Annotated in this window: 1 protein-coding gene; it reads right to left on the bottom strand. The window is 71.5% G+C overall.

All coding sequences use genetic code 11. The features are described from left to right. A partial coding sequence (locus ACPYOM_RS23005; RefSeq protein ID WP_481347742.1) for a hypothetical protein occupies positions 1 to 256 on the bottom strand: 256 nt, incomplete at both ends.

The raw sequence follows: 256 nt of genomic DNA, 5'->3' as shown, positions 1-256 counted from the left end.
CCCCCCCCCCCCCCCCCCCCCCCCCCCCCCCCCCCCCCCCCCCCCCCCCCCCCCAAACAACCCACCCCCCCCCCAGATTACTACGCGTCTCGTGGGCTCGGAGATGTGTATAAGAGACAGTCGCGGTGCCGAGCTCGTGACGCTGCCGGGCGCCACGGGCAGGCACGTGACCGTGCTGCGTGCGGCCGGTTTCGACTCGCTCTGTCTCTTATACACATCTCCGAGCCCACGAGACGCGTAGTAATCTGGGGGGGGG

It is taken from the genome of Monashia sp. HAY1-2A, assembly GCF_056755315.1.
The sequence above is the reverse complement of the archived record's forward strand: the minus strand, read 5'-3'. Positions and strand labels throughout refer to the sequence as shown.